Source organism: Streptomyces pseudovenezuelae, assembly GCF_029892565.1.
GTDB lineage: Bacteria > Actinomycetota > Actinomycetes > Streptomycetales > Streptomycetaceae > Streptomyces > Streptomyces pseudovenezuelae_A.
Genome location: NZ_JARXVH010000034.1, coordinates 30,634 through 56,930, shown reverse-complemented (window position 1 = coordinate 56,930; position 26,297 = coordinate 30,634). Strand labels below are relative to the sequence as shown.

Below are 26,297 nucleotides of genomic sequence, written 5' to 3'. Positions count from 1 at the left end.
CCCGCGGGGCGCCCCCTCACAACCCGTTCTATGGCCCCCCCTAATTCCCCCCCCCCGCCGGGCGGCGGGCGGCCCCGCGGGGCCCCCCCGGCCCCCCCCCCCGCGCCAGTGCAGGCGACCGACGAAGAAGAGAGTTTGTTCCATGCGGCTTCCGGGCACCTTCGACACGATTCCGACGCTGACCGGGGACGGTATACGCCTGCGGGCGCCGCGCCAGGACGACTTGGCCGGTCTGGTCCGCGCGTTCAGTGACGACCGGGTCCGCCGCTTCATGCCGGTACCCCCCGACTACACGGCCGCCCACGCCCAGAGCTTCATCGACACGGCGCCGGACATGTGGCGTGGACAGCGCGCGGTCTTCGTACTGGCGGACGAGGCCAGCGACACCTTCATCGGTGAGGCGGAACTGCTGTCGGTGAACGAGCTCTACCAGAGCGCGGAGATCGCGTTCCTGCTCGACGCGCCTGCCCGGCGCCTGCGCACGGCGGTGGCCGGCCTGCGCCTGGTCTGCCGGTTCGGCTTCGAGCAACTGGGACTGACCCGGATCGAGGCGTTCGCCGACTTCGAGAACAGCCCGGTCCACTACGCCGGACTGCGCGCGGGCTTCCGCCACGAGGGGACGGCGAGGGGAAAGCTCTCCGGCCCCGACGGACAGCGCCGGGACGCCGTGGTCGCGGCAGTGCTGCCCGAGGACCTGCAGAGTCCGTAGGGCAGCGGCACGGTCCGGCTCCGGCACGGGGGCTGGCTCCGACGCAGGGAACGCGGGTACGTGGTGTCCGCCAGAGGAGAGCGGTACCCATGACCAATCCTGCCGTGGAGGCAGCCCAACTCACCAGGACGTTCGGCGACTTCACCGCCGTCGACGCCTTCGACCTGACCGTACCCGCCGGCACGGTGGTATCCCTGCTCGGCCCCAACGGGGCCGGCAAGACAACGATCGTGCGCATGCTCGCCACCCTCATCCGGCCCACCGCCGGCTCCGCACGGGTGTGTGGCCACGACATCGCCGCCGAGCCGGCAGTGGTGCGTTCCATGATCAGCCTGACCGGACAGTTCACCGCGCTGGAGGACATCCTGACCGCGCGAGAGAACCTGCTGCTGATGGCGCGGCTGCGCGGTCACGGCAAGCGCGGGGCGGTCAAGGTCACCGACTGGCTCGTGGACCGTTTCGACCTCGGTGAGTTCCGCGACCAACACGTGAGGTCGCTCTCCGGCGGCCAGCGCCGCCGCGTCGACATCGCGGCAAGCCTTGTCGTCCAACCCCGCGTGCTGGTACTCGACGAGCCGACCACCGGCCTGGACCCCCGCAGCCGTCAGATCGTCTGGTCCACCGTCAGGGAACTGGTCGCCGAAGGCGTCACGCTTCTGCTGACCACGCAGTACCTGGACGAGGCGGACGCCCTGTCGGACCAGATCGTCCTGCTCGAACACGGCCGGGCAACGGCAAGCGGGACCCCGGCCGAACTCAAGAACCGCGTCGGCCACCAGCGGGTCGACGTCACCACCACGGATGCCGACGGGTTCGCCCGGCTGCGGGAGACCCTCGCACCCCGGTTCGCCCTCACCGACGTTCCGGAACGGCTGCTGCTCCAGGTACCCGCCCCGCACGCGGCCGAGGACCTGGAGGCAGTCACCCGGGCCGTGCTGGAAAGTGGCGTGGGCGTCGATGAAATCGTCCTGCGCAGCCCGACCCTGGACGAGGTCTTCCTGGCCCTGACCGGTCATCCGGCCAAGGACAGGACATGACCACGCCTGCTGCGCGGCGCCCGGTCCCACCCCGGCCGGTGACCCACCAGCGGATGCTCCTGCGCCGCTTCCGCACCTGGCGCTTCCTGCGCGAGAGCGCCCTGCTGGTCGCCCGTGGCCTGCGCACCGCCGCCCGGGTGCCCACCCGCATCAGCGGCGTTAGCCTCCAACCCATCCTCAACACCACCCTGTTCGTCAGTGTCTTCAGCAGCGTCATTCACATCCCCGGGACGCGCTACCAGGACTACCTGCTGCCCGGCCTGATCGCGCAGTCCATCGCCTTCGGCGGAGTCAGCGCGGGAGTCGCGACCGCCACGGACTTCTCCCTGGGCGTCGTGGACCGGCTCACGTCCCTCCCGATCACCCGTCTCGCCGTCATCACCGCGCAGATCGTGGCCCAGATCATCGAGCAGATCGCCAGCATGACCGTCGTGGCCTGCCTCGGCCTCGCACTCGGCTGGCACCCGCACCTGAACGCCGTCACCGGGTCCGAACTGGTCGCGCTGCTGCTGCTCGGACTGTTCGCCTTCACGACCTTCGGCGTACTCCTGGGCACGATCGTGCGCAACCCCACCGCCATCCAGGGCATCAGCTACGGCATCGTGTTCCCGCTGGCGTTCCTCGGTGGCACCTACGTCCCCATCTCCGGGATGCAGGCGATCCCGCGCACGATCGCCGAGTACAACCCGATCGCTGTCCTCGTCGCCGCCGTCCGCCAGGTCGCCCAGGGCACGAGATCCAGCGGCAGCTGGCCACTGGAGCACCCGGTTCTCTCCATCGTCGCCTACTGTGCCGTCATCATCGCCCTCTGCCTGCCCTGGGCCGTCAAGAAGTTCAGCTCCGGCCCCGGCCCCTGAGCAACGTCGCGGTGCTGGGCGTGCCGCTGGTCGGTCCGCGCGCAGATCGGCAACGCGCGGACCGACCTGAGGGAGACCGCGGGCCACAGGGCCGCGCGGCCTCAGGCGGGCGCGCCCCGAAGTCCGGTATCTCCAGCCGGATCCCGTTCTTCAGCGCGGAATCGTGCGCGATGATCCCCGGTAGCGGGCCGCGCCCCAGGCGTTGACGACGGTGAGGAAGTCGTCCACGAGGAAGTGGTGGCTGTCCTCATGGCCGTTGGGCACGTGATCGAACTCCCTCGGCAGTCGCGACCGGTCGTGCACCGGCGCCGACCCGGAGGTGAAGGCGTCCCGCAGCGCAGGGGCGCGGCCTGGACCGTTTCGCGGTTCTCAGAAGCCCTAGTCCTATCGATCGTGAGGACGGTTCTGATCGAACAGGGTGCCTGGGCGGGTGATCTTGGCCGGGTGGGTGCATGAGGACAGGGCCTCCTGCGCAACACGAGGGTTGTCGAGACCAACTCGCGAAGCCGAGAGCTAGCGGCAGCGCGACGACCGCCACCGTGAGACCGGCCAAAAGGTCCCGGCGCGGGTAACGGCGCACACCGGCCCAATCTGTCCGTCCCCGGCAGCAGGTCAACGATCCGGCTCCGGATCCGGGTGAAGGCTGACGCCATCGTGCGAGGACCTCGACTTCCCGCAGTTCGGCCAGCAGTTCGTTCCGCCAGGACAGCATCTCGGTCAGGATTCGGCGCGCGGCTCCCATCAGGTCAGTGACAGTTGCTGCGAGAGGCCGGCGGGCTCAACCTCGATCGCGGCCAGCGGCTCACGCACCGGCATCGGCCCGTCCTGTAACAGTTCCAGCACCCGTATCCGTACGGGATGCCCCAGCATCCGGAAGAACTCGGCCTTGGTCTGGTACAGCGGAACGGACACGATCCCTCGACCTGCGACGGAAGATCACACAGCCGCCGCTGCACCGTCCTCGTCTGCGCACGGACCACGTCGACGAGCTCGAACGGCCCAACGGCGGTCAGCCCGCCCAGATGCCCGGGAGCGAACCGTCCCGCGGCCACAGTGACCGTACGGGTGATAGTCGTCAGAGCAGACGGCAGAACACAACAAGCTGTGCCTGTACCGATGAGCTCCGTTGCCCTACGTCGAGAATCCTTCAAATCACTTGCGTGACCAGCGAAAACGCTAACTACCCGGCTTTGGGTGAAGCCCCCCGTCACCCCGCAGCACTTGCCCGCCTCCGTCAGCTTGCCGTTTAACGACTCCGCTGGGCAGGCAACGGTGCTGGGGTAGGGATCGACGCAGGTCTATCCCCAACAGCGTCTTGCCCACCATCCGTCGTCGGGCGAGGTGGAGGGGTCGGGCCAAGTTTTGGCGATGTAGAGGTCGTCGAGCGGTTTCACCAGACGCCGCAGCTCACGCGCCGCCTGTGGCGGAAGAGCGTGCATTGCCGCTTCCAGAACTCCCCGCTCGTCGGTTGTGTAGAAGGGGTTGCACAAAGGGCAACCGCAACCGCCGGAGAGAGCACGACTGGGGCGGTGGGCTGTTTGTGACCACTGCTGCAAGGCCTGGGCTATCGCCCCAGGCCAGAGGCGATCGTGTTCGAGGCGGGAAACCGCTCCGGCAAGCTTGCCGGAGCCACGCGGCAGCCCAGGCGTTGGTGTTTCATGCGCCTGCCGCCTCGGGTGACGTCCGGCGGCGCGGACTTGGGACGGCCGATTACGCGGCATCGTCCTTTCTGAGCTTGTTGTTCACGGGGCCAGCATGCCAGATCAGGGGACGGCTTCGCGCCCCGGATTAGGCGTCGGGCGGGTCGTCTCGCCAGTGCGCCGGGGCTTGGTTCCTTGCTTGTGGTGCGCGGGTCGGGCGTAGGAGTCGCCGGTGGCGAGGACTCGTCCGACGGCGTAGCGCGTGGCGGGTTGTCGGTTCTTCGAACCGAGCGGGCGACCGGGACCGGGCCGGGTGGGTTTCGGTGCACCGGCTGGCGTGCCCGTCTTCGCCCGCAGGTTCCTGAACCCTCGCCTCACTCGGGCCGGGGTGAGTCTGTTCGGTTCCGCTGGCCCCTCCCACGGCCGTCGGAGGTCGCGTGCGAGTGGGCGGGCGAGGCGGAGTTGGGCGTGTGCGGCCAGGATGAGCCAGGTCCAGCGGCCGGCCGCTTCCGAATCCCGCAGACGGGGCCTGGTCCAGCCGAGCGTCTGCTTGAGCAGCCGAAACGTGTGCTCCACGTCGAACCTTCGCAGGAATGCCTGCCAGCACCGGTCGACGTCGTCCGTGGCGCCACCGGTGCCCGATCACCACAGCCAGACGGGCTTGTTCACGCCGCCACTGGGCAGTTTCGCGACCGTCAACCGGATCACGGTGCCCTCGATGATCGGCAACGGGCCCGCGTGGTCGAGCCACGCTGCCCGTCGGGTCAGCCGGGGGTGGAGGCGGTCTCAGGCTTGTGCGGTCGCGGTCCCGTACCGGTCGGTGTTGGTGATGGTGACCGCGGTGGCCTCGCCCCACGTGGCCGGGTCACCGAAGACGAACTCGCCTCCGTGCTTGGGCGGGCGGCCACCTTGCGGCGGGCAGATCCACGGCACGGGGACGGGCTTGCGCATGACTCGGTCCGAACGGAGCCGGCCCAGCACCTCGACGGGAAGATCACTCAGGAGGTGAGCGATGCAGGGCGCGTCGTAGCCGGCATCGAGGACGACCAAGACGTTCGGGGCACCTGCCTGCCACTGGCCGGCTTCCACAAGGCGTTCGACTACGTCGCGGACCTGGCTGGCGGTGACCGCGGCCAAGCCGGCGCCGGGCTCCAGCCGGATCGCGTCCAGCAACGCGGTCCACGAGGTCCGGCCGGTCTCCAGCGCCGCGACGATCGAGTACGGCCAGCCCGGCACCATCTGGTGCTTGCCCAGGCCCCGGCCGAAGGTATGGCAGAAGGAACGGTCCGAGGAGGTGTCGCGTCCGGCCGCAACCACGGCGAGACGTCCACCGCCAGCACCAGCCGACCGTCGCTGGCCAGGGGAAGCGGGACACTGGTCAGTGCCCGCCGCAGCCGGGCAACGTCAATCCGACCGTGGTTGATCCCGGAGTACAACGCCCCGTGCCCGCGCCGATGTTCGGGAGCGAGCGCCAGGTCCACGAGGGTGCGGACCGGACCGTCGGTGCACAGCAATGCGTCGCACAGCTCGAACAGAGCGTCGCTCCGCGCGGTCAGGCACGCGTACAACTCCGACCGAAACGCCGCCACCACCGTCAACGCGTCTCGTTGAGCCTTATGCTCGACCAGTCCCACGATCCCGGCCTCCGTGCTGCGTTGTCGCTCAGCACAGGATCGGCCCGCCGCCCCTCACTCATCTGGTGAACTGGGAAAACACCGAACAAGTTCGAGCCCCGTTCGACGCCGGACCATAAACGACAAGGTCAGTGCCTGTTCCTGAGCCGGTCATGACATGGCGCGGTTTCGTCAGCCTTCGTTGACTCCGACTAGCGTCCGCGGGGGTGATCAAGATGATGGAGGAGCAAGGCGAGCGACTCTTGCGGGCCTTGGCCGGCTGTGTCGATGACGATGTGTTCCCGGTCCCAGGGCTCGTAGTCGCGGTTAAGAACCTGCTGCCAGTTGGGCAGCGGCAGGTCAGGGATGTCGATCGATCGCGTGGTCACGCGGTCTTGGTGCTCGTCCGGGTCTGAGCAGATGACTTCCACTTCGACGACCCGGGCGGCGGCCCGTGTTCCCACGCCCTGCCAGCTGTTACGGGTGACAGCCAGGGGGTTCACGGATTCCGCGATCACGGTGAGTCCTTGCCGGAGATGTTCCTCGGCCAGGGCGTATCCGATGACGTAGCCAGCCGGTCCGACGGGGTGCTGTGCCAGGCCGGAGCGGACGATGGCCTGTTCGATGGTGTCGACGCGTAGGTGGACCGCGTCGATGCATGCTGCCAGTAGTCGGGCCAGGGTGGTTTTGCCTGTGCCGGGAAGTCCGCCAATCACGATGAGCATGTGCTCATACTGCCGGAGCCGTAAGCTTGTCCTACCTTTCAAGCGTGGGTCTGAGGCGGTCCTTCGTAAGAACGTCGGGCCCCCTCTTGGTGCCGAGCGCGCTCGCGACTTCGCAGCACTGGTGGATCAATCCGCCGACGGTGGTCGAGACGTTGCTGACGTCGGTGCACTCGCCGCTCTGGACGGCGACCATTTGGTAGTCGGATGAGGACGATGCCGACCAGGGCGGCGACGAGTGCCTCGGTGCTCGTGCCGCGTGCCGTTCCGGCGACCGTGGTCGCCGCAAGCGCGAGCCCCAACACGCAGGCCTCGGCGAAGTCATCGGCATGCCCGCATGTTGGGTCGACGGCGGGCGCTGTGCGGTTCAGGTTGCCTGGAGTTGGGTGACCAGGCTCAGGGTGTCGGCGTTGAGCCAGTACTCCACGAACCTGCTTCATCGGGGCTCTCCTTTGTGGATACCCCCGGCTTCAGCCGGGGGAGGAAACGAAGCTCCTGCGAAGCAGGGCTGGGGAAGCCGGTTCGCCGTCCGGGCGGACCGGCGTGCGTCGTCCACCGGCCGAGGACTGTCGATCACACGGAATCCGATAAGGTGTGAGGTATGGCGCGGCAGGTCAAGCGGGCGTTCAAGTACCGCTTTTACCCCACAGGCGAGCAGGCGGCGGAGTTGTCGCGCACGTTCGGCTGCGTGCGCCTGGTCTACAACAAGGCGCTGGAAGAGCGCACGCGGGCCTGGTACGGCGAGCAGCGCCGCATCTCCTACGTGCAGTCGTCGGCCGCACTCACGGAGTGGAAGAAGACCGGGGAGCTGGCCTTCCTGACCGAGGTGTCCTCGGTCCCGCTGCAGCAGGCGCTGCGCCATCTGCAGACGGCGTTTGGGAACTTCTTCGCCCAGCGTGCGCAGTATCCGCGTTTCAAGTCCCGCAAGAAATCCCGTGCGTCGGCCGAGTACACCCGCTCGGCCTTTACGTGGCGTGAGGGACGGCTGACGTTGGCGAAGATGGCCGGCCCCCTGGACATCCGCTGGTCGCGTCCACTGCCCCAGGGCCAGGAGCCGACCACGGCGACCGTGTCGCGTGACGCGGCGGGACGCTGGTTCGTGTCGCTGCTGTGCGAGGACTGCATTACCCCGGCTCCGGCCACGAAGAACGTGGTCGGCATCGACGCCGGGATCACCTCCCTGGTGACGCTGTCCACCGGTGAGAAGGTCACCAACCCCCGGCACGAGCGGCGTGACCGCGCCAGGCTGGCCAGGGCGCAGCGTGAACTGTCCCGCAAGGCCAAGGGCTCGGCGAACCGGGAGAAGGCCCGCGAGCGGGTTGCCCGCGTGCATGCGCGGATCGCCGACCGGCGCCGCGACCACCTGCACAAGCTGTCGACCCGGCTCGTCCGTGAGAACCAAACGGTCGTGATCGAGGACCTCACCGTCCGCAACCTGCTGAACAACCACACACTGGCGCGCGCCATCTCGGACGCGTCCTGGAGGCAGCTGCGGTCGATGCTGGAGTACAAGTGCGCTTGGTATGGGCGTGAACTCGTCGTGGTCGACCGCTTCTTCCCCAGCAGCAAGCTGTGCGGGAACTGCGGCACGGTCGCGGTGAAGATGGCGCTGAATGTCCGCGTGTGGACGTGCGACACCTGTGGTGTCGTGCATGACCGCGACATCAACGCGGCCCGCACCATCAAGGCGGCCGGGCTGGCCGTCTCGGCCTGTGGAGCCGGTGTAAGACCTCACGGGAGTTCTCCTGGCGGGCAGCCGGCGTTGAAGCAGGAACCCCTACAGCGCGAGCCGTAGGAATCCCCCTCCTTCAGGAGGGGGAGGAAGTCAAGCGAAGCGTGTCGTTGCCGGTGAACGTGACCACAGTCCCGGGTTCGGCTTTGGCGCCGGGGAATCCACCCGCGTAGGTACCGGTTGCCGTCCAGCGCAGGGACGCGTGGTGGCCGTCGATCAGCGGGCCGACTTCAACGGTGAAGCGCAGGTCCGGAAAGGGTGCGCGTATCTGGCGGACCATGTCCACCAGACCATCCACCCCTCGGATGGAGCTGCCGTCACCGCCGTCGAGCAGTGCGGCGTGGACCCGGAAGCCGGGCGAGATGATGCCCGGGGCCTGCCCGTAGCCGCCGTTCCAGAGCCGGACCCACGAATCGAGCATCACCTTCGGGTTCTTCGCGGTCGCCGTTCGGCCAGGTCCTGATGGCGGTGACGTACTGGCCGCGGCGGTCGACATGGTCAGGGCCAGAGCCGCGATCGCCGCGGGGGCGATGAGTCTGGTCCGGCGGAGCCTCACGACAGCGCGGGTGGGGATGTGTCCTTCGACGTTCATGACGGCCTCCGCTGATGGTTTTATATTGTCATGTTCGTTAGAACCTGTAATCGCAATCGTGGGGCGTCAAGGCCCGCGCGAATGCTTCTCCCTGAACTTCGGCCCTCCAGTGGTCCAGGAAGGGCACACCGTGATGCGGATCCAGGCGCGTCGCTCGTGCTCGCCACCGTCCGACGCAGCCACACCCGGAGCCTCACTCTTCGGCGATCCATTGAGCGCGGGGGAGCAGGGTGGTTTCGACGCTGTTCGTCATGTAGTCGCGACGTGCGTCGAGGCACCGCGGGTGGTGCCCAGCACCGGGTCGAGGCGGAGGAGTTGCCAGGACTGCTCGACGACGGTTCCGCGTCCCTGGAGGTGGAAGGTCCAGCTCCACTGTTCCGCGCGTGCGGCTGGGACTGCACCCATGCGGGTGATGCCCGACGCGGGCGCCGAGTGCGCTACTACGAGCGGCGCGGCCTGCTGGCCGAGCCGGCCCGTTACGACATCATCGGCACTCTGGCCTGCCTCGCGGGGATGGCCGTGATCATGTACGCGCCCCGCAGCCGCTGGCCTCGCTGGGTGGCGGGCTGGTCAGTGGCTGCCGGAGAAGATCTCCCGGACCTCACGCAGGGCGTGCAAGTCGCGCCAGGTTCCACTGCATGCCAGCGCCGCCGCCGCGCTGCGGAAAGACGCCCGGGAACGTGACCTCCAGCGGCCCGTCCCCAGTACGGTCGCCTTCCTGGTGTCCACCCGCGGCACCCGCTTCGATGCCCACAACATCCCGCGCATCTTTGCCCAGCTGCTGGACGCGGCGAACATCACCGCAGGTGAAGGCCACCGCAGGCCCCGCCTGCACGATCTTCGTCACACGTTCGCGACCACGCCCTTGCTGATCTCTGCCGTCCGCTGCCGCAGGAGTGGAATTCCACCGAACCGCGCCACCAGAGGCCCTCACGCACATCGGCGACAGGTCGGTCATCGCCGCCCTGCCCGTCGCGTTCAGGTGGGCCTCCGCTATCGGTTTCCGCGTCGGGCCCGACTGGAGGAAGCCGTTGAGCGACCAGGCCAGCGCGCCTACCGGTTCGCTGCCGTCGATCCCCTTCGTGACCGCGGTCAGGTCGGCCGGCGGGGCACCCGAGTAGGAGCCGGCGAGGGTGATGTCGGGTGCGTAGGAGGACTGGAGTTCCGCTGCCGCCGCGGTGGCTCCGCCGCCCTGGCTGTATCCGAACAGGCCCACCCGGGACTCGGAGGTGACCGAGGTGCCCGGGAGAGAGCGGGCGGCGCGTACCGCGTCCAGTACCGCGTGGGCCTCGTCGAGACGGTTGACGTACGTGTGGAGGCAGTACGTTGCTCCCAGGCCGGCGTAGTCCGTGACGACCACCGCGGCGCCCGTCGCCAGGAAACGGTGGATCGCCGCGTTCTCGTAACCGACCGACACCGTACGGCCGTTGAGGGACAGGGGGTTCTCCAGGCCCAGGGACGCGGCGCACTGGTCGCCCTGACCCATCGTGCCCGGGCCACCGCGACCAGCTGGCGCGGGCCGCCTCCCTTCCAGGTGGCTCTGTCGGTGAGCCGTGATGCCGTTTGTCGTTGAGCGCGGATGGCACGGCCATCGTCGACCGGCTCACCTTCGACGCGGCCATCATCGAGACCGGAACCGATTCCTACCATCTTGCTCAGACGTGGGCACGCGCAGAACAGTCTCGGGTCTACTGATGCCCTCATGAGGGCTGCCGAGTGAAGCCGCGCCGTCCAGGTGAGCTGCGATGCGGGCGATGGTCTGCTCGTTGCCCTCGAAGAGGTGAGCCTGCATTCCTGCGGCACGAGCAGCGTCGATGTTGACGTCGTAGTCATCGACGAAGAGACAGTCCGCCGCCCGTACTTCCAGGCGGGCACACGTCATTTCGAAGGCCCGAGGGTCGGGCTTGCAGACGCCGATCTCGTGGGAGTAAATGATCTGCTCGACCAGTTCGTCGAACCGGTACATCGCTGTCTCCAGCTCACGGGCCCCCACGAAGCTGTTGCTGAGGATGCCCAGTCGGCAACGGGGCCGCAGCCCCCGCACATATTCGATCAACTCGACGTTCGGCGTCCCGAGATACTCGGCCCACAGGTCGGCCATGAAGGACTCGACCTGCCTAGCAGCAAGGTCGAGCCGGGCACCGACCTGCGCCCGCGCCTCCGGTTCGCTGATCGTCCCGACGGCGCCGGCCTGCCAGACATCGTCCAGCCGCTGGTCCACACTCCCGGGCGGCAGTCCGAGCCGCTCGTCCCATTCAAGAAGCCACCCCGTCGAGGGTGTGATCTCCAGGACTCCCCCGATGTCGAGAATGACGCAGAGCGATTCCATACAAGGTCTCCTCATCCAGTCTCCGGCCGAGCCAAGAACACGGAGATCGCTGGTTTGGTTGCCCTGCACACTGTCGGCCTTCACCTTCGGGCAAGGTCAAGACCATCAGATGTGAGGCTCAACAGGCAGGGCCAAGACTCAACCCGCGGCTGTGATCCCCACGGAGGAAGAGAGTCCGGCGGTGAGCCGTCCGGGCGCCCGGGTGACATCGAAACTCGCCGACATTCACCGGCCCACCGGCCCCTGAATGACACCCGAACTCATCGACAAACGACAGTCGTTGAGGGTTACGCAGCCACCCAGGTCGCCGCCGGTTCGATGTACGCGCCGGTGACCGCGACCGGGGCGCCGTTCGAGTCCGTGGACTTGTACATCAGGCGGGTCGCCCGGCCCGGGAGGGGGCCGTCGAGGGTGGGGAGTGAGATGGCCCGTCACCACGGCGCCCGCGTCTGCGGCGCCACCCGTGCCGCGCGGGGCCTGGCCCGGTTGCCGGAGCTGCGCGTCCCCCGCGCCCCTGTTCGCCACCGCGCCCAGAGGCGACACCGCGCTGCCCCGGGCGCGTAACACCGGCCGCTTCCTCCTTCAACTCCAGCAACTCGGCATCGAATTGACCGCCGCCCGACACGTACGGGACGTCATTGCCGCAGCCTGCGGGGAACTGGTACGACCCTTGGGCGGGTCGGTCGCTCAGCCCGCCCCACCGAAGTGAGGGGATCGTCCACGTCGAGTGGCTTCACGGTGAGCGTGAGGTGGGTCCACTCAGCGACCGCAGGTAGGCACGCATGGCGCAGATCCATTTACATCCCACAGTTCTGAATACCAGAACCAACAGCTGTTGGATTTCTAGAACAGCGATTTCTAGAGTGAACACGCGACGTCGCACTGCACACTCGCTACGGCGTCCGAGAGAAGGAAACTCATGCAGCAGCGCACCATCGGCGACCGGACCATCTCCGCGATCGGCTTGGCGGGATGCCGATGTCGATCGAAGGGCGCCCCGACGCGCAGCGTTCGAGCTCCACCATCCACGCTGCACTCGACGCCGGCGTCACCCGCATCGACACGGCCGACGCGTACCACAGCGATGCGAACGAGGTCGGCCACAACGAGGAACTCATCGCCCGGGCACTGCGCGATTACGGCGTGGACGCCGGCGACGTGCTCGTCGCCACCAAGGGCGGCCACCTGTGTCCCGGCGACGGCACGTGGACACGCAACGGAGATCCTGAGTACCTCAAGCGCGCGGTCAAGGAGTCCGCCCGCCGCCTCGGCGTCGACGCGATCGGTCTCTAGCGGTTCCACGGCCCCGACCTCGCCGTCCTCTACGCGCACTCGGTCGGTGCGAGAACCCGAGCACTGCGCCAATCTCGGCATAGCCTTCCTGCCTGTGAGTTCGGCGGCATCGCGAACGCGAAGGGGCTCGCAGAACGGCACAGTGCATTCCAACAGGTCGCCGACGAGACGGGCACCAGTGTCTACCGAGTCACGCTCGCGTGGGAGCTCGCACTCGTCCCCGTCGTCATTCCGGTCCCCGGGGCCTTGCGCTCCGCCAGCATCCGCGACTCCGCAGCCGCGGCCGGCATCGAGCTCGCCGCCGACCGGACCGCACTTCTGTCCACCTGAAACGTTCAAGCCACAGCGAAAGAGCTACATGAAGACCTTCACCCTGCCCGGCACCGACATGGTGGTCCCCAACGTCGTCCTTGGACTGATGCGCATCCAGACCATGACCGACGAGGCGGTGCGCACCCTCGTGAACACTGCGCGCGACGCCGGCATCACCTTCCTCGATCACGCCGACGTATATGGTTCGGACGATCACGGTTGCGAGCGTCGGTTCGCGGAAGCCCTCAAGCTCAGCTCGTCGGAGCGTGAGCAGTTCGTCATCCAGTCGAAGGCCGGCATCGTCAAGGACGGCCCGTACTTCGACTTCTCTCACAACCACATCATCGAGTCCGTGAACGGTTCACTCCAGGCACTGGGCACGGACTATCTCGACATCCTGCTGCTGCACCGTCCCGACGCTCTCGTCGAGCCGGAGGAGGTGGCCCGCGCTTTCGATGAGCTGTCGGCGGCAGGCAAAGTGCGTGCCTTCGGCGTCTCCAACCAAACCCCCCGACAGCTCGACCTGCTGCGCAAGCATGTGACGCAACCAATCGTGGCGAACCAGCTGCAGCTGTCGATCACTCACGCGCCGATGATCGCGCAGGGCGTCGCGGCGAATATGCAGGGCCTTGACCAGTCGGTCGTACGTGATGACGGAATCGTCGACTACTGCCGCCTGCACGACATCACCATCCAGGCGTGGTCGCCTTTCCAGGCCGGATTCTTCGACGGCCCATTCCTCGGTTCCGAACGCTTCCCCGAGCTGAACGCGGTGATCGACCGGCTGAGCAGCAAATACGGCGTGCCAGCCGAGGCGATCGCGGTCGCCTGGATCACGCGTCATCCCGCGCAGATGCAGGTCGTGCTCGGCACCACCACGCCAGAACGCGTCACGGCCGCCGCGCTCGGTTCCGACATCCCGCTCACCCGATCCGAATGGTACGAACTGTTCCGCGCCGCCGGATACACAGTGCCCTAACCTCTGCCCGTTCCTACTGATCTTCTCGGGTTGTTGTCGGGTGGTGATCCCTGCGGTAGCCGGTGATATGCGGTACGCGCAGGGCGGCGGGCTGACCGCCGAGCGGCGACAGTTTCGTGAGCGGATCCGGTACGAGGCCGGTGAACGGTTCGCGCGGGGTGAGAAGACCGCGGTGATTGCGAAGGATCTGCGGGTGAGTGAGCGGTCGGTGGAACGCTGGCGGCGTGCCTGGCGGGAGGGCGGGATGGACGCCCTCGCCACCGCTGGGCCGCCGAAAGTGCCCAGGCTGTCCGACGGCCAGTTCGCGGAGTTGGAGAAGGAGTCGGCGCGCCCACCCGCCGAGCACGGCTGGGAGGACCACGGCGCGGGCCCGGCCGTTCTGGGACCGGGCCCTGACGGGTCTTGGGCGTTCTCGGCGTTCTGCTGAGCGTTCCGCCGGTCCATATGGCTGTCATCAGCCGCGCGGGTGGCGCCCACTTGATTGATGATGACCTACTTCACCCAGCGGCGCTGAGGTCGATCGTCTGCTGCGGCCGGTGGGGCGAGATCGGCGGCTTTGGGACTGTGGTGCCAGGGTGCCGGCGCGGTCGATTGATCACACCCATGTGTAGTTCTTGTCGGTGACGGCGTCGAGGGCCGCGTTGGTGACGGCGGCGCGGGGGTCGGCGAGGGCGGCGAGCGCGGGGCCGATGGGCGGGAAGATCGCCAGCTCGGCGGCCTTGCGGTAGTTGGCCCACTCGATCACGCCGACCTCGTGGCTGCCGTCGGGGAGTTCGTCCAGTTCCTGTTCGGCGAGGGCGGCTCGGACGGCGGGGCTGATGTGGAAGCGGTAGATCAGGTGGAGCTTGCGCGGCGGCGGGGTGGGGCCGGGGCGGGTGACGCGCTGGTCGACCACGCAGCCGAATGTTGAATGGCGAAACCCGTTTCCTGGGTAGGGTAGTTTGCCATTTCGTGCTTGCCCGAAAAGTCGTGTCACCGGCGCGTACTGGGGTGGCGCGCGGGCGGGAAGGGCGCTCCCATGCGGGACAGCGGAATGGACGGACTGGGTGAGGCGCTGGCCGCAGCGGAGGCCGCGCCGCCGGTGGAGTCCGTCGACGTCATCGGAGCTACTTTGCGAAGACAGCTCGGAGCCCGGTCCGTGTCATTCCTCATCACCGACTTCACCGGCACCTCGGTCGTCCGCCTGGGCACCGCGGACGACATCGACCTGGAGCGTCCCGCAGACCCGATCGCCGTCTCCGGCACCGTGTACGACAGGGTGATCCGGACCCAACAACCGCATGTGGAGACCGTAAGTGGCGGTGCTTGGACTCGGGTGATCGCACCGGTCACCAACCGCGGGGACGCGATCGGGCTGCTGGAGCTCTATCTGCCGCACCACCCCGCCCCGGAGACTCTGCTGAAGATCAGCCGGAGCGCCCACGCCCTGGCATACATCATCATCGCGAACCGGCCCTTCACCGACCTGTACCAGTGGGGCCGGCGCACCAGCCCCCTGAGCCTGGCCGCCGAGATCCAGCACCGGCTGCTGCCCTCATCGCTGGCCTGCGAAGCCGCACAGTTCGCGGTCGCCGGCGCCTTGGAGCCCGCCGAGTTCGTCGGCGGCGACACCTTCGACTACGTCATAGACCGCGACCACGTCCAGCTGTCGGTCACCGACGCCATGGGCCACGACGTGGACGCCGCCCTCCTCGCCACTCTCCTCGTCGGCTCCCTGCGCCGCGCCCGCAGGCAGGGAGCAGGCCTCGCCGAACAAGCACAGACTGCCGACCAGGCCGTGGTCGAGCACAGCGGCGGCCGCTACGTCACGGGGCAACTGCTGCGTATCAGCCTGCACGACGGTCGAACCGAGTTCATCAACGCCGGCCACCCCTGGCCCCTGCGCCTGCGCGGGGGAAAGGTCGAGCAGATCGTGCCGTCCATCGACTTGCCCTTCGGATTCATAGCCCCGCACGCGTATACGGTCCAGAGCTTGGACCTGCGGGCCGGGGACCGGTTGATCATGCTCACCGACGGGATGCTGGAGCGCAGCGCAGCGGACCTCGATCTGCCCGCCCTCATCGAGAGCACACAGGACCTGCACCCGCGCGAGGCCGCCCGTGTCCTGATCGAGCACGTCGTGCATGCCCATGACGGGCTCCTGCACGACGACGCCACCGTGATGTGCCTGGACTGGTATGGAACCGAGTCCACCCGACGCGACGCCGACCACGGTGCCGACCTGACCGAAGCTTCGCCCATGGCCGGACAGCGAACCGCACCACCGGAACCTCCATACGCCTGATATGTCAGCCTTGGCCAGAATCATTTCAGCGCCGGAGCAGTCCCGGCCGGCGCAGTTGGACCGCGCTGGCCGGGGTAGATGCAGAACCTCCGAGACCGAATTTGCAACCCGCCGGCCAGCCCAGGTCACGAGCTTCCCGGCGTACGCGGAGTCGGCCCAGACGATGGCGATCTCGGGGTGGATGAGAGCGATTCGGAACAGCAGTTTCCTGGCCGCGTCGCGGTCACTCACGTTGGCCGCGGTGACCATCACCAGGAGCACCAGGCCCCTGTTGTCGCAGATCGGGTGCCTCTTCCGCCCATTGATAGCTGTTCACGAACATGGTGCGGGTGAGAGCGGCGCGGGAGGTCAGCTTGCGGACCTCGGCGACCTGCGCGTCGCTCAGGGGCCGGTCCATGGCAAGGAACTGATAGTGCTGATATTCGGACATCGTGGCCTCCGCCTGTGCGTACGCTCCGGGTTCGATCCAATGCCAGCTGGGCGTTCACGTTCAGCTCGGAGTGTCGGGCTCGCCCAGCGCTGCCTTGACGCGTTCTGACCGCGCGTCGGCCATGGAGTCCTCGATGGTCAGCCGGAACCGGAAGCCTTCGAACGACGACAGCGCTTCGCCCAGGTCGTGCCACGACAGCGCGCGTCCGTCGACCACGACGTGGAACGGCCCAGCGTCGGCATCCCAGATCAGCCGGCCCACGACCTCCTCGCCTGCCAGCTGCCATCCCGTTCCCGCGTTTCCAGGTAGCAGCGGCTATCTCCGCTTCAGCCTCGCCCCGTACCTGTGCCACCAGCTGGTTCACGTCGGCGTCGTGGTCACCGAGCACCCCGACTCGCCCCCTTCGTCAGCGGCGCCACGTTCCTCGACCAGCCGCACCGAGATGCCGATGGGCGCCCGCCACAGCCGGTAGCGCGGCACATGCCGACGACCGTCCCCGCCCTCGATTTCTACCGCGGGTGGGTCGAGCGGCAGTCGTGGCATGCCCGTCGCTGCCGCGATCCGCTCGTCCAGACATGGGTCGCACAGCGGGCCCTCGTCGTTCAGCCACTGATCCGCCGGGCCCCGGCCGCATGTCCGGCACCCGGTCTCGGCCTGTAGTTCGTCCATAGCTGCGCCACCTTTATGGCCGCGGGTTCTACCGCTCGAGTCTCGGGTGGTGGGTGGGCAGGGGCTGGTCCGCATATGAGGAGCGCGCTGCGGGTGATTTGTGTCGGCTGGTGGCTTGTGTAGGCGACGGTAAGGGTAGGTGCGGTGCGTAGGGTGTTCATTGTTTTTTGTGGGTTTTGAGGAGTTGCCAGCGTCGTTGTGTGCAACGAACGGGCAGAGGCGAACCTGCGACGGGTGAGGCAGGAGAACACCGACCTGTGGTGCACGCTCGCCCTGGACGAGAAGGCCGTCCGGCAGTTCGCGCTCGAAAACGACGCCCTGCGCTTGGTCGCCTGCGTCCTGCCCCTGCCCGCACGCCCCCGACAGGCCCCGACGTCACGGTCCTGACCTGCGCCCATACTGCGTTGCGATCGGCGGGGGCGGCTGTGTAGTGAGGACGCGTTCAGGCGGCGAAGGAGGCGAGCAGTTCGTTGTACTGCTTGGCGGCGGTGGCCAGGTCCTCGTCGGAGAGGCCGAAGGCGGTGCCGTACACCTTGACCATCGGCTGCTGGATGTCGAACTGGCACAGCCGCAGCGTCGCGTGCCAGTTGCTGAGGAGGGTCTCGATGGTGGCCTTGTTGGCGCCTTCGGGGGTGTAGTGCTCGGCGGGGACGCCGGCGGTCACGGCGACGACAGCCTTCTTGCCGGCCAGCTGCGAGGCAGAACCGTCCACGGTGAAGGCCCAGCCAAGGGTGAGGACCTTGTCCTGCCACTGCTTGAACAGCGGAGTGGTGTTGTACCAGAACACCGGGTGCTGGAAGACGATCACCTCGTGCTCGGCCAGCAGCGCCCGTTCAGCGGCGACATCGATCTGGAAGTCGGGGTAGGTGGCGTAGAGGTCGTGCACGGTGACATGGGCCAGGTCGCGGACGGCGTCCACGAGCGCCGCGTTGGCCTTGGACTGGGACAGGTCGGGGTGGCCTACGACAAGGAGAACCTTGGACATGATGAAGAACCTTTTCAGTGATCAGTGAACTGAGTGGATGGATGGAGGTCGGTCGGGTGGGACGGTTCAGGAACTTCGCTGGGGCGTCAGTGCTTCGCGAAGTCCAGGAGCGCGGGCTGAGCCGGGCGCAGAGGCGTCGGCGGTCAGCGGTCGATGGTGGCCATGTTCGCCTCGTCGTGGCGTTCGCCCGCGGCCGGTGTGAGGTTGTTCAGGCGGTCGAGCTGGGCGGCGCTGAGTTCGACGGCGTCGGCGGCGGTGTTCTCTTCGACGCGTGCGACCCGGCGGGTTCCGGGGATGGGGGCGATGTCGTCGCCGCGGGTCAGCAGCCATGCCAGCGCGGTCTGGGCCGGGGTGGCGCCGATCTCGGCGCCGATGGCCTGTACTTCGTCGACGATGCGCAGGTTGCGGTGGAAGTTCTCGCCGGTGAAGCGCGGGTTGGTCTTGCGCCAGTCGTCGTCGGTGAAGTCGTCGACGGTGCGTATCTGCCCGGTCAGCAGGCCGTGCCCGAGAGGCGAGTAGGGAACGAACCCGATGCCCAACTCGCGCAGCAGCGGAAGGATTTCGGCCTCGACATCACGGGTCCACAGGGAGTATTCGGTCTGCAGCGCGGCCACCGGATGCACGGCGTGCGCCCGGCGGATCGTCTCGGGGCCGGCCTCGGAGAGGCCGATGTGGCGCACCTTACCCTCGGCGACCAACTCGGCCAGCGCGCCGACGGTCTCCTCGATGGGCGTGTTCGGGTCGACGCGGTGCTGGTAGTAGAGGTCGATGTGGTCGGTGCCGAGCCGCTTGAGCGAGCCTTCGACGGCTGTCTTCACGTTGTGGGCGCTGCTGTCGATGACGCCGGGGCCGTCGCCGGCGTGGGAGACGAGGCCGAATTTCGTGGCCACGACGACGTCGTCGCGGCGGCCCTTGATGGCCTTGCCGACGATTTCCTCGCTGTGGAAGGGGCCGTAGATCTCGGCGGTGTCGAGGTGGGTGACTCCGAGGTCCAGGGCGCGGTGGATGGTGCGGATCGACTCGGCGTCGTCGAGCCCTCCGCCCGTGGTGTAGGTGCCGGCCATGGTCATGGCTCCCAGGCCGATGCGGGAGACATCGAGCCCGCCCAGTGATACGTGCTTCATGAGGTACTCCTTGCCGTGACGGTCGTCAGGTCCATCGGTGGTCGTGCAGTGCCGTGTGCCACCAGCTGGCGCCGTTTTGCAGGTAGCGAGTCAGCTGTCGCGGGCGTGTCCGCCGGCGGCCTTCGCCTCGGTCGGGGGGTGTGTTGCTCAGGTGTGGGCGTCGTCGGTCAGCACCGACGACTTCGACGTCGAGGCCGTTGGTGATGCGCAGGGCTTCGTTCAGGCGGCCGCGCGCCGCACCGGCCGTCCATGGGGATGCGAGCGGGCTGCTGTCAGCTCAGGCCAGACGCTGGTGTTGCCAGAAACAGGCGGCGGGACTCCGCGGGCTGACACGGCTGCGCCGCGTCAGTGCTCCTGGGGCGCCGGTTCCAGAACGAGGACCGGGATCTCACGGTCCGTCTTCTTCTGGTACTCGGCGTAGTCCGGGAACGTCTCGACGGCTCGGGGCCACCACGCGGCCTTCTCGTCCCCGGTCGCCTCGCGTGCCCGCATGTCCTGGTGTATCGGGCCGTCCTGAAGCTCCACCCGGGGGTCGGCCACCGCGTTGTGGTACCAGACCGGGTGGTTGGGGGCTCCTGCTATGGAGGCGACCACGGCGCAGGAGCCGTCGTGCTCCACCCGCATGACCGGGACCTTGCGGATCTTGCCGCTCTTCGCGCCCAGGGTCGTCAGGATGACCACATCCAGGTCCTGCAGCGTCGTTCCTTCCGTACCTGCGGAGCCTTCGTACAGCTCCACCTGGTCACGCACAAGCTGCGCCGCGCTCGGCTCGTACTCACCTTTGAGCGGCATGTTGCCTTTCTCCATGCTGTCGAAGATTGCGCCCGGCGGCGGCCTCCACCCCGGCCGGGATGAGGGTCGTGTTGCTCAGGCGTGGGCGTCGTCGTAGGCCAGGGCGCCGCCCAGCTCGCGGGATGCCTGGGCCTGGGCGAGGAGTTCCTTCGCCTTGGCCTCGGCGGCTTCGATGGCGTCCGCGCCGGCGACGAAGCGCGGCAGCGGTTTGTCCTGGCCAACGATGGTGAGCAGGGCGCGGGCGAGCTTGGCGGGGTCCCCGGGCTGCTTGCCGTTGATGCTCTTGATGCCCTCGATCGTCGGGGCGGTGCGCGGGGCGTAGTCGTCGATGGACAGCTCGGGCCAGGTGGGGGACCCGTCCACGAGGAATTCGGTGCGGAAGTAGCCGGGTTCCACGACGGTGGTGTGGATGTTGTACGGCTCGACGTCGTATCGCAGGGACTCCATCCAACCCTCTTCCGCGAACTTGGAGGCGGCGTAGGCGGAGGTGAACTCCATGCCGACCAGTCCGGCGGTCGAGGTGATGGTGATGATGTGCCCGGCGCGCTGCTTGCGCAGGACGGGCAGGACGGCGCGGGTGACGTTCATCGGGCCGAAGAGGTTCGTCTCGAACTGCCGGCGCATCTGCGCGGGCGAGATCTCCTCGAAGTAGCCGGCGACAAGGTTCCCGGCATTGTTGATCAGGACGTCGATGCGGCCGAAGCGGTTGACGGCGGCCTGCGCGGCGGCCTCGGCGTCCTCGACGCTGGTGACGTCGAGCTTGGTGACCAGCAGGTTGTCCTGCGGTCCACCGAGGGTCTTCTCGACCTCGTCGGGGCGGCGGCCGGTGGCGACGACCTGGTGGCCGGCGGCGAGGGCCTCGCGGGCGATGTCCGTGCCCAGACCGCGTCCGGCACCGGTGACGAGAATGACCTTGCTCATGAGGGGGGTCCTTTCAGGCGCCGTGATCCGGCACCCTGTGTGTGCGGTGGGGTTGCGTGCAGCGCCGACGGCACTGCAGAGGGGCGGGAGGCCGGCGGCAAGCGCCGCCCTGTCCCTGGTCCTTCGCACCGCCGTGGGCGGTGCACTACCAACAGAACCGGTTGTCACGGGAGTGTGGGAGTCCCTGATGAGGGGGTCACTGACAGGGACCCCCAACAGGGCGGAAGCGCTCGTAGAGTGGAGCCCATGGCAGGCAGAAACGACCCCAATGGCACCAATCACGATATTCGCGATGATTTCCGGGTGGAGATCCGTGAATTCCTGGGTACGCGACGGGCCAGGGTCACCCCTGAGCAGGCCGGACTGCCCTCATATGGGGGAGAGCGCCGACGGGTCGCCGGGCTGCGCCGCGAGGAGGTCGCCCTGCTTGCGGGCATCTCCAGCGAGTACTACACCCGCCTGGAGCGTGGCAATGCCACCGGCGTCTCCGAGAGCGTCATCGACGGCATCGCGCAGGCACTTCAGCTCGACGAGGCCGAGCGCATCCACCTGCTGGACCTCCTGCGCGGCGCCGGCACGACCCGTCCGCCACGCCGCCGGCCGACCCAGCAGCGCGTGCGGCCCGCGGTGCAGCGCGTCCTGGACTCGATGAGCGGCACGCCCGCGTTCATTCTCAGTGGACGCGGGGACATCCTGGCCGCCAACCACCTCGGGCGCGCCCTGTTCTCCCCGGTCTACGCTGACCCGGCGCGGCCGCCCAACAACGCCCGGTTCGTCTTTCTCGATCCGCACGCGACCGAGTTCTTCCGCGAATGGGACAAGGTCGCAGGCGACACGGTCGCCATGCTGCGAGCCGAGGCCGGCCGCGATCTCTACGACCGGCGGCTGACGGACCTGATCGGCGAACTGTCCACCCGCAGCGAGGAATTCCGTCACCGCTGGGCCGCCCACAACGTCCGTATCCACACCACCGGAGTGAAACTCTTTCACCACCCGGTCGTCGGCGACCTCGACCTGCCCTTCGAGACCTTCCCCCTGGGCGACGGCCCCAGCCAGGTCCTCCTCACCTACACCGCCGAGCCCGACTCACCCTCGCAGGACGCCCTGAACCTGCTGGCCAGCTGGGCCGCGACCAACAACGACATCGAGCGATCCACGCCGGTCGACGACTCCGAGCCCGCCGACTCGGCCGAGACACCCGACTGACCGACGAGCCCCGCGTGCCGATCCGCAGGAGTCGTCAACGTCTCCGGCGCAGCGGCACGATCCGTCACCGACTTGTCGAGGTCAAGGACGGCACAACCGTCTATACGAGACCCACGGGTTGACGTTGCACTCCCGCTCGGTTGGTGGCGAACGACCGTAAGACGCTCACGCAGTTCACGGCCTTCCTGGGGCGCGTGTTGTGGGCGGTGCAGCCGACGGACGTGGATGCGTGGCTGGCTGGCGCGGACGACGGTCTATGACCGGGCGAACACCCTCCCCGCTTCTACGCCTTCGTCATCGCCCGCTACCAGCTGGAGGTGCAAGGGCAGACGGGCTGGCGGGTGGCGCAGCCAGTCGATGAGTTCCACCGGCCCCGGCGCCCCGACCACGGCCGGGTACGGGTGCCGCCCTCGAGCGGGGGAGGTAGCCGGGTTGTTCAGCGACTGGCGTGCCCAGGTGGTCCACATGCGCAAGTACCTGCCAGCGGTCCACAACTATGTGATGGCGTCGCTGTGGCGGTGGGGGCTTGCGGATCAACGAGTCGGTGATGCTGGACATCGCCGACTGGTACTCGGACCTGGGAGGCTTCGGCAAGCTCCACGTCCGCTTCGGCAAGGGCAGCGTGGGCGGTGGACCCAAAGTACGCCTGGTCCCGGGCATCGACGGCGTCGACGTCCTGCTGGCCTTGTGGCTCACGGAGATCCGCCCTCGTTTCGGCGACGACCTGCAGGCGCCCGGTGAGCCCATGTTCCCCAGTGTTCTGCACCCGTGCAGTCCTGGACCGCGGCCCGCCGCCTGGCTCCTGCGGGCTGACATTCTGGTCCGGCGACACCGGAACCGGTCCCGCTGGTTGTGTCGTGGGTGCTCCTGAGACTGTTCAGTTGGCTGCCGCCTTCGGCTGCGGCTCGGTCTCGGTGGGCTGTGGCGCGGTGGCGGCGGTGTAGAAGACGGATGAGCCCTGCTTGGTGCGGTGGGCGTGGCTCTTGGCGACCAGCCCTTCGACCGTGGTGCGCACCACGGTGGTCTTGATGGTGCGGTCGGGGTGGGCCTGGGTGAGTGCGGAGGAGATCTCGGCAGCCGACCGAGGCTCGTTCTGCTGCTTAAGGTGGTTGCGGATCAGATCGACGAGGGACGGCTTGCCGGCTGCCTTGGCGGACGAGGCCTCGGTGGAGGGCTTCTTGGGCGCTGCCTTGCCCGCATCCGCGGCGGCTGTCTTCTTCGGCTTGCTGCGCTTGGACTCGGCGGCAGCTTGGCGGGACACGGACACAGCGGCCTTGGTGTCCACCTCGGCGGCGGGGCTCGCGCTGCCGAGCGCCTGCTGCATGTTCACCAACATGGTGTGGTCATGCTGCAGAGTGCGCAGCTGCTCCTGCAGGGCCTCGACGTCCGCCCCGATGCGCTCCTGCTCCTTGGTGTTGCGCTCCAGATCACCTGTGATCTGGGCGATGTACTGCGACGTCAATTCTGTACCGCTGGTCTGGATTTCAGACATGACATGGGCCCTTCTGCTGTGCGCGAGCACGGTGGTGAAAAGCAGGAACCGTATGCGCCAGTGGATGGAGATATTCGGTCTGCGGTGACCGGATGTCCCGCAGGACACCACTGCGGCAGCCTGCAGGAATCTAGAGATAGTACGCACGAGCGGGACCAGATGTTCCTGCTGAGTGATGTGTCACTCTCCCGTGAAGGCAAGACAGTCCGCAGCCATGGGGTGCACCACACTCAGTAATTGGCAGCCGTTCCGTCACCGTTGAACCGCCGCTCGGCCGACCCGATCTGACCTTAGCGTTTATCCTCGCGGGTCACCCGACCTGCTGATCTGCGGATCTTCCCGTGGCAGCAGGGGCGGCCGTTCTCCACGCTTCGAGATGTCGAGTCACTAAGCACGAGAGAACGGCCGCTGCGTATGAGTCTCCCCGTCGGCGCGCCGGCAGGCGACGCATTGGGCATCCTGTCCCGCTTTCGGGTCGAGTTCTACGAATGCCCCTACGCTCGCCGGGACGCGCTCTTCGAGCTCACGGACGCGGTGTTGTGTGCGGACGGGCCGGTGCAGACCCTGGTCGAGCTGTCGCTGGTGGTCGAGCACCAGCGCGGGCATGGCGTGCTGTACGCGGCATTGGACCGCGGTTGGCTGGAGCCGACGCGGTTGCGCCGCATGCTGGCCGGCTTGCCGCTGCCGAAGGCGGCCGACGGCGGATCGAACCGCGACGTCGTCGAGCGGTGGACGCACGCCGGGCACTGGTGGCCGGGCGACCTGGAGATGGGCCCGCGACCTGACCGCTGCCCGCACCCACCGGATCATCCGCATCTGCGAGTCACTCAGGCGCCGCCGCCCTGGTAGGCGAGGTCGGCCAGGATGGGGACGCTCTGGAGACCACGGGCATCAAGCGCAGGCACCTGCAGGAACTCGCCCTCACCAGCGTTCCACCGACCGCTCACTCACCCGCAGATCCTTCGCGATCACCGCGGTCTTCTCACCCCACGCGAACCGTTCACCGGCCTCGTACGGGATCCGTTCCCGAAGCTGTCGCCGCTCGGCGGTCAACCCCCCGCCCAGCGCGTACCGCATACCACTGGCCTACCGCAGGGATCAGCACCCGACAACAACCCGAGGAGATCAGTAGTCTGCGTGCACTGTCGCGCACTGCTCGCGGAACTGACGCGGGGACAGACCGTGGGCGCTGCGGAAGGCCTGGCTGAAGTGCGCGGGGCTGGTGAACCCCCAGCGGGTGGCGATGGCGTGGATCGGGCGGGCGGCCAGCCGGGGGTTGGCGAGGTCGCGCCGACACTGTTCCAGGCGGCGCTCGCGGACCCAGCCAGCGACGGTGTGCCCGTCCTGCTGGAACAACTTGTGCAGGTAGCGCAGGGAGATGTGGTGGGCGGCGGCGATCGCGTCCGGGGTCAGCTGCGCATCGCCCAGGTTGTCCCGGATGAAGGCGTGGATCTGGGCCATCAGCGCGCGCCGCCTGGTGTGGGGTGGCGCCGCGCTTGGGGCGTCCAGCGCGTTCGGTGTACCCGGCGGGCTGTCGAGGAGGGCGAGCCCGACCGGCGTGATGGTGTGCAGCGTGTACTTGCCCCGGCGCTCGCTCAGCAGCAGGCCGACCCGGCGCAGGACGGCGGCGTGGTAGCTCGCGGCGGCCCCGGTGATGCCGAAGCGCTGGGCGAGTTCGCCGGTCGTACGGCCGGTCACGACGTTCTCCAGGATGGCGGCCCGGGTGTGGCCGATGAGGGTGCCCAGGTCTGCGCCCCGTTCCCTGAGTCCGTGGCTGCGGTCCCGGGTCCAGCCGAGGGTGTGCTGGATCGGATAGACCAGGATCGGGGGCATGTCGGGGGCGGCGAGCGTGACGGGCCTGTGGGAACAGAAGAAGGATGGCTGCAGGAGCAGCCCCCGTCCGTTGAGTCGTAGTTCACGCTCGACGGGATAGTCGGCCTCCAGTACAGGTGGCTGCCAGCGCAGCAGCGGACGGAACCCCGCCAGCAGTCCGTCGGCGCCGCCCGCCAGCACTGCCCGGGCGCGCACCGCGCGGTCGGCGTCTACCTGCGCGCTGATCTGCGGCCAGTAGGGGGCGAGTGCATGCCGGTGGTGGGCGAGCAGGGCGGAGCGTAATCGGCGCAGGGCCCCGAGATCGCCCACGGACAGGGCACGGATCTCGGGTGGCGGCCGTCGCGACCAGTCGCGGGAGACGGCGAGTCGGGCCAGATCGCGGCGCAGGATGGCCTGCGGTGTGCCGAGCATCGTGTCGACCCCGCTCTCCAGGTCGGGACGGCCGTCCAGGTCGGGTGTGAGGAAGTCGGGTGAGTAGCCGCGGGGTGGCAGCAGCAGCGCGAGCATCCGGTCGGCCGCGGCCATCTGCGGCCTGACGAGACGTCGCCACTCGCCGAACACGAGAGGGTTCTCCTCCGTGATCAGGATCTGGAAGCTGTTTGCGATCTCCCACAGGGGATCGGGAGCGGCGGCTACCCGTAAGCGTGCGATGTCCTCGGGGGTGAAATGCACCCGCAGCATGAGATCTCCGATGGTGGTCAGTCATCAGGTGAACGGGGGTGCCCGGCAGGTCTCGCCGGTCACGC

At 68.1% G+C, this 26,297-nt stretch carries 22 protein-coding genes and 13 pseudogenes; 15 read left to right on the top strand and 20 right to left on the bottom strand.

What is annotated here, in order from left to right; translation table 11 throughout:
• Positions 1–142 precede the first annotated feature (142 nt).
• The 3 genes from M2283_RS48930 to M2283_RS48920 all read left to right on the top strand — a co-directional run bounded on the left by M2283_RS48930 (position 143) and on the right by M2283_RS48920 (position 2,603).
• Positions 143–709 carry a GNAT family N-acetyltransferase gene (locus M2283_RS48930; protein ID WP_280883100.1) on the top strand — a complete coding sequence of 189 codons (567 nt, stop codon included), beginning with the start codon at positions 143–145 and terminating at the stop codon, positions 707–709.
• Positions 710–798: 89 nt separating this feature from the next.
• Positions 799–1,746: an ATP-binding cassette domain-containing protein gene (locus M2283_RS48925; protein ID WP_280883099.1), complete on the top strand. Its 948-nt coding sequence runs from the start codon at positions 799–801 to the stop codon at positions 1,744–1,746.
• Complete coding sequence (locus M2283_RS48920; protein WP_280883098.1) at positions 1,743–2,603, top strand: ABC transporter permease; 861 nt, start codon at positions 1,743–1,745, stop codon at positions 2,601–2,603. Before M2283_RS48925 ends, M2283_RS48920 begins: the two co-directional genes overlap by 4 nt.
• A 100-nt stretch (positions 2,604–2,703) precedes the next feature.
• On the opposite strand, the pseudogene M2283_RS48915 reads toward M2283_RS48920, so the two are convergent.
• From M2283_RS48915 to M2283_RS48900, 4 genes and pseudogenes are all read right to left on the bottom strand, one after another.
• A pseudogene (locus M2283_RS48915) lies at positions 2,704–2,948 on the bottom strand (gfo/Idh/MocA family oxidoreductase); the annotation flags it as partial.
• 307 nt (positions 2,949–3,255) lie between these two features.
• Positions 3,256–3,515: pseudogene (locus tag M2283_RS48910) on the bottom strand (transcriptional regulator); the annotation flags it as partial.
• A gap of 851 nt (positions 3,516–4,366) precedes the next feature.
• Positions 4,367–5,877 (bottom strand): annotated as a pseudogene (locus M2283_RS48905) (NF041680 family putative transposase).
• A 191-nt stretch (positions 5,878–6,068) separates the two neighbouring features.
• Complete coding sequence (locus M2283_RS48900; protein WP_280883097.1) at positions 6,069–6,581, bottom strand: AAA family ATPase; 513 nt, start codon at positions 6,579–6,581, stop codon at positions 6,069–6,071.
• Between the two features lie 598 nt (positions 6,582–7,179).
• Between M2283_RS48900 and M2283_RS48895 the strand changes: the two genes are divergently transcribed.
• Positions 7,180–8,373 carry an RNA-guided endonuclease InsQ/TnpB family protein gene (locus M2283_RS48895; RefSeq protein ID WP_280883096.1) on the top strand — a complete coding sequence of 398 codons (1,194 nt, stop codon included), beginning with the start codon at positions 7,180–7,182 and terminating at the stop codon, positions 8,371–8,373.
• Positions 8,374–8,386: 13 nt separating this feature from the next.
• Here the strand turns inward: M2283_RS48895 and M2283_RS48890 are convergent, their stop codons facing one another.
• Together M2283_RS48890 and M2283_RS48885 are read right to left on the bottom strand one after the other, a co-directional pair.
• Positions 8,387–8,902 (bottom strand): ester cyclase, encoded by a 516-nt coding sequence (locus M2283_RS48890; RefSeq protein WP_280883095.1) that lies wholly within the window; start codon positions 8,900–8,902, stop codon positions 8,387–8,389.
• Between the two features lie 249 nt (positions 8,903–9,151).
• On the bottom strand, positions 9,152–9,307 hold the full coding sequence (locus M2283_RS48885; RefSeq protein WP_280883105.1) for a hypothetical protein: 156 nt from the start codon (positions 9,305–9,307) through the stop codon (positions 9,152–9,154).
• A gap of 63 nt (positions 9,308–9,370) precedes the next feature.
• Here M2283_RS48885 and M2283_RS52260 point away from each other — a divergent pair.
• Both M2283_RS52260 and M2283_RS52255 read left to right on the top strand, forming a co-directional pair.
• Positions 9,371–9,445: pseudogene (locus M2283_RS52260) on the top strand (YnfA family protein); the annotation flags it as partial.
• A 34-nt stretch (positions 9,446–9,479) separates the two neighbouring features.
• A pseudogene (locus tag M2283_RS52255) lies at positions 9,480–9,701 on the top strand (hypothetical protein); the annotation flags it as partial.
• A 132-nt stretch (positions 9,702–9,833) separates the two neighbouring features.
• Here the strand turns inward: M2283_RS52255 and M2283_RS48880 are convergent.
• A pseudogene (locus M2283_RS48880) lies at positions 9,834–10,441 on the bottom strand (lipase family protein); the annotation flags it as partial.
• Positions 10,442–10,489: 48 nt separating this feature from the next.
• On the opposite strand from M2283_RS48880, the pseudogene M2283_RS52250 reads away from it, so the two are divergent.
• A pseudogene (locus M2283_RS52250) lies at positions 10,490–10,597 on the top strand (IS21-like element helper ATPase IstB); the annotation flags it as partial.
• 34 nt (positions 10,598–10,631) lie between these two features.
• Here M2283_RS52250 and M2283_RS48875 read toward each other — a convergent pair.
• Positions 10,632–11,231, bottom strand: a pseudogene (locus M2283_RS48875) (HAD family hydrolase); the annotation flags it as partial.
• Between the two features lie 919 nt (positions 11,232–12,150).
• Between M2283_RS48875 and M2283_RS48870 the strand changes: the two are divergent.
• From M2283_RS48870 to M2283_RS48860, 3 genes and pseudogenes are all read left to right on the top strand, one after another.
• Positions 12,151–12,854 (top strand): annotated as a pseudogene (locus tag M2283_RS48870) (aldo/keto reductase).
• Between the two features lie 28 nt (positions 12,855–12,882).
• Complete coding sequence (locus tag M2283_RS48865) at positions 12,883–13,815, top strand: aldo/keto reductase (protein WP_280883094.1); 933 nt, start codon at positions 12,883–12,885, stop codon at positions 13,813–13,815.
• A 67-nt stretch (positions 13,816–13,882) separates the two neighbouring features.
• Positions 13,883–14,173, top strand: a pseudogene (locus tag M2283_RS48860) (helix-turn-helix domain-containing protein); the annotation flags it as partial.
• A gap of 237 nt (positions 14,174–14,410) precedes the next feature.
• Here the strand turns inward: M2283_RS48860 and M2283_RS48855 are convergent.
• Positions 14,411–14,710: a hypothetical protein gene (locus tag M2283_RS48855; protein ID WP_280883092.1), complete on the bottom strand. Its 300-nt coding sequence runs from the start codon at positions 14,708–14,710 to the stop codon at positions 14,411–14,413.
• A 123-nt stretch (positions 14,711–14,833) separates the two neighbouring features.
• Between M2283_RS48855 and M2283_RS48850 the strand changes: the two genes are divergently transcribed.
• Entirely contained in the window at positions 14,834–16,099 is a 1,266-nt protein-coding gene (locus M2283_RS48850) for a PP2C family protein-serine/threonine phosphatase (protein WP_280883091.1), read from the top strand.
• 192 nt (positions 16,100–16,291) lie between these two features.
• On the opposite strand, the pseudogene M2283_RS52245 reads toward M2283_RS48850, so the two are convergent.
• The 4 genes and pseudogenes from M2283_RS52245 to M2283_RS48830 form a co-directional block, all read right to left on the bottom strand.
• Positions 16,292–16,348 (bottom strand): annotated as a pseudogene (locus M2283_RS52245) (hypothetical protein); the annotation flags it as partial.
• A complete protein-coding gene (locus tag M2283_RS48840) occupies positions 16,323–16,529 on the bottom strand; it encodes a hypothetical protein (RefSeq protein WP_280883090.1) in 207 nt (68 codons plus the stop codon). The gene M2283_RS48840 and the pseudogene M2283_RS52245, both read right to left, overlap by 26 nt.
• A gap of 60 nt (positions 16,530–16,589) precedes the next feature.
• Entirely contained in the window at positions 16,590–16,841 is a 252-nt protein-coding gene (locus tag M2283_RS48835; protein ID WP_432423251.1) for a DUF7713 domain-containing protein, read from the bottom strand.
• A gap of 48 nt (positions 16,842–16,889) precedes the next feature.
• The gene (locus M2283_RS48830; RefSeq protein WP_280883088.1) at positions 16,890–17,198 is read right to left on the bottom strand and encodes a hypothetical protein; all 309 of its coding nucleotides are present in this window, start codon (positions 17,196–17,198) and stop codon (positions 16,890–16,892) included.
• 234 nt (positions 17,199–17,432) lie between these two features.
• Here M2283_RS48830 and M2283_RS48825 point away from each other — a divergent pair, with 234 nt between their 5' ends.
• On the top strand, positions 17,433–17,585 hold the full coding sequence (locus M2283_RS48825) for a hypothetical protein (RefSeq protein WP_280883087.1): 153 nt from the start codon (positions 17,433–17,435) through the stop codon (positions 17,583–17,585).
• Positions 17,586–17,640: 55 nt separating this feature from the next.
• Here the strand turns inward: M2283_RS48825 and M2283_RS48820 are convergent, their stop codons facing one another.
• The 4 genes from M2283_RS48820 to M2283_RS48805 form a co-directional block, all read right to left on the bottom strand.
• Entirely contained in the window at positions 17,641–18,183 is a 543-nt protein-coding gene (locus M2283_RS48820; RefSeq protein WP_280883086.1) for an NAD(P)H-dependent oxidoreductase, read from the bottom strand.
• 143 nt (positions 18,184–18,326) lie between these two features.
• Positions 18,327–19,307 carry an aldo/keto reductase gene (locus tag M2283_RS48815; protein ID WP_280883085.1) on the bottom strand — a complete coding sequence of 327 codons (981 nt, stop codon included), beginning with the start codon at positions 19,305–19,307 and terminating at the stop codon, positions 18,327–18,329.
• 345 nt (positions 19,308–19,652) lie between these two features.
• Positions 19,653–20,099 (bottom strand): nitroreductase family deazaflavin-dependent oxidoreductase, encoded by a 447-nt coding sequence (locus M2283_RS48810; RefSeq protein WP_280883084.1) that lies wholly within the window; start codon positions 20,097–20,099, stop codon positions 19,653–19,655.
• Positions 20,100–20,174: 75 nt separating this feature from the next.
• Entirely contained in the window at positions 20,175–21,020 is an 846-nt protein-coding gene (locus tag M2283_RS48805) for an SDR family oxidoreductase (RefSeq protein ID WP_280883083.1), read from the bottom strand.
• Between the two features lie 246 nt (positions 21,021–21,266).
• On the opposite strand from M2283_RS48805, the gene M2283_RS48800 reads away from it, so the two are divergent.
• Positions 21,267–22,226: a helix-turn-helix transcriptional regulator gene (locus M2283_RS48800; protein ID WP_280883082.1), complete on the top strand. Its 960-nt coding sequence runs from the start codon at positions 21,267–21,269 to the stop codon at positions 22,224–22,226.
• Positions 22,227–22,752: 526 nt separating this feature from the next.
• Positions 22,753–23,097, top strand: coding sequence for a hypothetical protein (locus M2283_RS48795; RefSeq protein ID WP_280883081.1), 345 nt, complete (start codon positions 22,753–22,755; stop codon positions 23,095–23,097).
• A gap of 6 nt (positions 23,098–23,103) precedes the next feature.
• On the opposite strand, the gene M2283_RS48790 is transcribed toward M2283_RS48795, so the two are convergent.
• Complete coding sequence (locus M2283_RS48790) at positions 23,104–23,718, bottom strand: hypothetical protein (RefSeq protein ID WP_280883080.1); 615 nt, start codon at positions 23,716–23,718, stop codon at positions 23,104–23,106.
• Positions 23,719–24,132: 414 nt separating this feature from the next.
• Between M2283_RS48790 and M2283_RS48785 the strand changes: the two are divergent.
• Positions 24,133–24,420: pseudogene (locus M2283_RS48785) on the top strand (transposase); the annotation flags it as partial.
• A 222-nt stretch (positions 24,421–24,642) separates the two neighbouring features.
• On the opposite strand, the pseudogene M2283_RS48780 reads toward M2283_RS48785, so the two are convergent.
• A pseudogene (locus tag M2283_RS48780) lies at positions 24,643–24,795 on the bottom strand (IS630 family transposase); the annotation flags it as partial.
• A gap of 48 nt (positions 24,796–24,843) precedes the next feature.
• A complete protein-coding gene (locus tag M2283_RS48775; RefSeq protein ID WP_280883078.1) occupies positions 24,844–26,232 on the bottom strand; it encodes a helix-turn-helix transcriptional regulator in 1,389 nt (462 codons plus the stop codon).
• Between the last annotated feature and the right edge of the window lie 65 nt (positions 26,233–26,297).